This window comes from Streptomyces sp. WELS2 (genome assembly GCF_013870595.1).
GTDB lineage: Bacteria > Actinomycetota > Actinomycetes > Streptomycetales > Streptomycetaceae > Streptomyces.
In genome coordinates, this window is record NZ_JACBWZ010000814.1 from 1 (window position 1) to 2,729 (window position 2,729).

3 protein-coding genes are annotated in these 2,729 nt (G+C 73.9%); 2 read left to right on the forward strand and 1 reads right to left on the reverse strand.

Going from position 1 to position 2,729, the window contains the following annotated elements; genetic code table 11:
- Positions 1–151 precede the first annotated feature (151 nt).
- A complete protein-coding gene (locus tag H5J33_RS30210) occupies positions 152–1,006 on the forward strand; it encodes an MBL fold metallo-hydrolase (protein ID WP_181797968.1) in 855 nt (284 codons plus the stop codon).
- Positions 1,007–1,060: 54 nt separating this feature from the next.
- On the opposite strand, the gene H5J33_RS30215 is transcribed toward H5J33_RS30210, so the two are convergent.
- Positions 1,061–1,963, reverse strand: coding sequence for a helix-turn-helix transcriptional regulator (locus H5J33_RS30215; protein ID WP_181797969.1), 903 nt, complete (start codon positions 1,961–1,963; stop codon positions 1,061–1,063).
- Positions 1,964–2,219: 256 nt separating this feature from the next.
- Between H5J33_RS30215 and H5J33_RS30220 the strand changes: the two genes are divergently transcribed.
- Positions 2,220–2,729, forward strand: a 510-nt coding sequence (locus H5J33_RS30220; protein ID WP_181797970.1) for an alcohol dehydrogenase catalytic domain-containing protein, incomplete at its 3' end; no start/stop codon positions are given.

The window sequence follows — 2,729 nt, forward strand, 5'->3', positions numbered from 1 at the left end:
GCCCGGCAGGCGAGTGCCGCCCAGGTGGAGGACGGCCAGGCCGGCGGGCCGGTGCGGGGCCGCTCCCCCGCCACGAGGCGTACGGACACTGAGCGAGCGGGGCGGCCGGGGTCTGCTCCCGGCGGCTCGGGCGGAAGGAGCCGATGAGACCATGGCCACCACGGACGGACTCACCGACGACGCGCTCGACCTGCGGTTCATCGGCAATGCCACGGTGCTGCTGCGGTACGGCCCGCTGACCCTGCTGACCGACCCGAACTTCCTGCACCGCGGCGAGTACGCCCATCTCGGTTACGGGCTGCTGAGCCGACGCCTGACGGAGCCCGCGCTCGCCCCGGAGGACCTGCCCCGCCTCGACGGCGTCGTGCTCTCCCATCTGCACGGCGATCACTGGGACCGCAGGGCCCGCCGGTCCCTGGACCGTACGGTCCCGGTCCTCAGCACTCCCCATGCCGCACGGCGCCTGAAAGTGGTGCACGGTTTCCGCCGGACGGCGGGACTGCGGACCTGGCAGGCGCTCACCCTCGAGGGGGCGGGGGTACGGGCAACGGTCACCGCGCTGCCCGGCCGGCACGCCGGGCACCCGGTGCTGCGCGGGCTGCTGCCGCCCGTGATGGGCAGCATGATCGAGTTCGGTCCGGTGGGCGGACCGACACGGCTGCGGCTGTACATCTCCGGTGACACGCTCCTCTACGACGGCCTGGAGGAGATCGGCCGCCGCTTCCCGGCCGCCGACCTGGCCGTCCTCCACCTGGGCGGCACTCGCCTGCCGGGCGGGTTCCTGGTCACCATGAACGGCGCACAGGGCGCCGAACTGGTCCGGCGTCTTCGTCCCCGCGCCGTCCTGCCGGTGCATTACGAGGACTACACGGTGATGCGCTCACCGCTGTCCGCCTTCCTGGCCGAGGCCGGCCGGCTGGGCCTCGCGGACCGGATCGTGCCCTGCCCGCACGGCGGCCGGGCGCTCCTGCCGGCCGGTCCCGGAGCGACACCCGTGGTGTACTGACCGGTGCGTCGATCCACGCTCGGCCCGCGTCCGGGACGGCTCCTGCGGCGCCGGTCAGGACGACGTGTGCGGAAGCCGCTCGCCGTGGACGCCCGCGGGCACGGTCGCGTCGAGCAGGAGCAGGGCGTCGTGGTCGGGGGTGCCGGGTTCGGCGGTGTAGACGCCGACGCGCTGTCCGGGGGTGCCGTCCAGGTGCATGGTCTGGCAGGTGAGGGTGAGGGTTCCGACGCGGGGATGGTGGAAGGTCTTCTGCGCGGGCTTGCGGCCGGCGACCTCGTAGCGTTCCCAGAGCCGGGCGAAGTCACCGCTCTTGAGGAGGAGTTCACCGACGAGGTTGGTCAGGTCGGGGGCGTCGGGCGCGGTGCCTGCGATGGCGCGCAGGCGGGCGACGCAGCCGGTGACCTGCCGGTCCCAGTCGGTGAACAGGTCGCGGGCCGCGGGGTGGAGGAAGAGGTAGCGCGCCAGGTTGCGGTGCCCGGCCGGCCAGTCCTCCAGGCCCGCGTACAGGGTGAGGCCGCCGGGGTTCCAGGCGAGTACGTCCATGCTGCGGCTGATGACGTAGGCGGGGTAGGGGCGCAGCGACTCCAGGATCAGCTTCAGGTGCGGGCGCACGGTGCGGCTGGGCGCGGGCGGTGGTTCGGGCGCGTATCGGGCGGCCCGGGCGGCGAGCTCCCGCAGGTGCTGGTGTTCCTGGTCGTCCAGGCGCAGGGCGCGGGCGAGCGCGTCGAGGACGGCGGGGCTGGGCCGGGTCTCCTTGCCGCGTTCCAGCCGTACGTAGTAGTCGACGCTGATCCCGGCGAGGGTGGCCAGTTCCTCGCGCCGCAGCCCCGGGGTCCGGCGCAGGCCGGGGCCCACGGTGAGGCCGGCCTGCCGGGGGCTGGTCCGGGTACGGCGGGCGCGCAGGAAGCGGCCCAGTTCCGCGCCCTCGCTGCTGCCGGTGGGGTGTTCGGATGCCATGGCCTCAGTCTCACACCGCTGTGAGCCGAGCGGCGGCGAGGTGGGGGGCCCTGTCATTACCCCCGTACGACCCGGCCTGCCTGTCGGCGCGCCAAGGCGCGACGGTGGAGAGGTGACAAGCCGGGAACGCGGAGGGCACCGGCACCCGGTCGTCACCGACGACCACCCCGCCCGGCCGCCGTCCCGTCCGACGACCATCCTGTCCGTCCGCCGCCGTGCGCGGCACTCGTATAACCGTTGGGAGTTCCCTTCTCTCATGCGTGCAGCAGTGATGTACGGAGCCGGAGACGTCCGCGTCGAGGAGCGGCCCGATCCGAGGGTCGTGAAGCCGACCGACGCCGTCGTGCGCACGGTGGCCTCCTGTGTGTGCGGCAGCGACCTGTGGCCGTACCGGTCCATGCCCGCCGGTGACACCGGACGCCTCATGGGGCACGAGTTCCTCGGCGTCGTCGAGGAGACCGGCGCGGACGTGCCCGGGCTGAAGCCGGGTGACCTGGTCGTCGCCCCCTTCACCTACAGCGACGGCACGTGTGACTACTGCGCCAGCGGGCTGCACTTCTCGTGCCGCAACGGCGGCCGGTACGGGGCCGACGGGGTCGACGGCGGCCAGGGCGAGGCGGTACGCGTACCGTACGCGGCCGGCACCCTGGTCAAGCTGCCGGTGTCCGCCGACTCGGCCCTGCTGCCGTCGCTGCTGGCGCTGTCGGACGTGATGACCACCGGTCATCACGGCGCGGTCACCGCCGGCGTCGGCCGCGGCGACACG

What these genes read in the sequence shown, in the direction of transcription:
- H5J33_RS30215 (WP_181797969.1), bottom strand. Translation starts at nt 1,963, where the DNA reads ATGGCATCCGAACACCCCACCGGCAGCAGCGAGGGCGCGGAACTGGGC.
- H5J33_RS30210 (WP_181797968.1), top strand. Translation starts at nt 152, where the DNA reads ATGGCCACCACGGACGGACTCACCGACGACGCGCTCGACCTGCGGTTC.